The sequence below is a fragment of the Rothia sp. HMSC072B04 genome (assembly GCF_001813725.1).
Taxonomy (GTDB): Bacteria; Actinomycetota; Actinomycetes; order Actinomycetales; family Micrococcaceae; genus Rothia; species Rothia mucilaginosa.
Genome location: NZ_KV813792.1, coordinates 1 through 1,380 on the forward strand (window position 1 = coordinate 1; position 1,380 = coordinate 1,380).

Annotated in this window: 1 protein-coding gene; it reads left to right on the forward strand. The window is 41.9% G+C overall.

All coding sequences use genetic code 11. The features are described 5' to 3' along the window. The first annotated feature begins 206 nt into the window (after positions 1 to 206). Positions 207 to 1,226: an Abi family protein gene (locus HMPREF2928_RS01165; RefSeq protein ID WP_070687060.1), complete on the forward strand. Its 1,020-nt coding sequence runs from the start codon at positions 207 to 209 to the stop codon at positions 1,224 to 1,226. Positions 1,227 to 1,380 lie beyond the last annotated feature (154 nt).

Consider the following 1,380-nt stretch of genomic DNA (forward strand, 5'->3'; position numbering starts at 1 on the left):
CCGGGGTGATTCCCGGGTGCGCCCCTCCTTAATACAGGGGTAATTGTGGTGAACCTAACTATGGAGAATGCTGAATTTTGTGAATGGCGGCTTGTTTCAATGCTATAGTTGTCTTAATAGTTCCCTCCCAAGCCTCTGATTCAAGCTGGGAGGGCCATTTTTTATATTTTAGTTCTATGGCGAACTGGTGTGAGGAGTTCTAGGTTATGAGTGGGAACACACTTGGATTTTTGTCCTCTTTCGAGGAGAAGATGGAATATATGATATCCAAGGGTTATTTTCAACAAATACCAAACTTGAATGAAAAAGACTTGGAGATGTTTGAGTCTACCAACTTTCATTATCTTCTTGGATATATTCGCCAATACAATCGTCTTATAGAGTTCGGGGAGATCTCAGGACCTTTCAATCTTTCCGAAGTCCTAGATATCGTTCGAATGGATACGCGGGTTACTTCTCTCTTGCAGGGTTACATTAGGGAAGGTGAACAAGCGATTCGCTCTGCCTGGGTTAAAGCTTTCTGTAGTGAATGTAAAAAATATGGGCGAGAATACTCTGAGTATCTCAATCCTAATTCATATTCTTCGAATCCAAAAATTACTAAGGTAATGATGAGCCATATTCTACGATACAGAGAACCATATGTTCATAAACGCATTGTACATTGGTGGGATCTTAGAGTAAAAGCCCGTCCCTCTCTAAAGAAAAGGAAAAATAAATTTAAAGACTTGAGGAACTGGAATGAAGCGGATCTTCGAAAGAAGATACAAGCAGAGCTTCCCCTATGGTCGATTGTTGACTCGTTCTCTTTAGGGCTTCTTTCTCAGGCGGTACGCCAGAGTCGTATCCCAGGGACTTCTAGCGGGTGTGGTGGAACTAAAGACTTTAATCTTTGTAATGAAACCGCAAAATACATGGGAATGAATTGGGGAAAAGAATTTGAGAAGCGACTTGAATCTTTCCTCGTCCTGAGGAATCGCATATCTCATGGTTCGCGTCTGTGGATGATGCCTGAGACAGTTACCCCTAAAAAGCCGCAAGCAAAGATTTTTGAAGAGGCCCTTAAAAATGCAGACTCGAGGGGAATGCTACTTGGTTTTGCGAATGTTGCTTTATTCCAAGGAAGTAAAGATCGTCGAGCTGCTGCTTGGAGTAGGATATATGAATTAGTCAAGGAAAACCCTCTCTACTATAAATTTATAGGTAGTGAGCCTATTCCTTGGTAATATCCCTGAATGTAGGACGATAAATCGATTCCGGGCGTATTGCGTAATATACAGGAACTATTTCTGAGTGAACTCATCTCATAGGTCGTAGGCTTCACTCTAATCGTTAGTGACGGTTTTTAATACGGGCGTGATTTCTTCGAAGCGTCAGGTG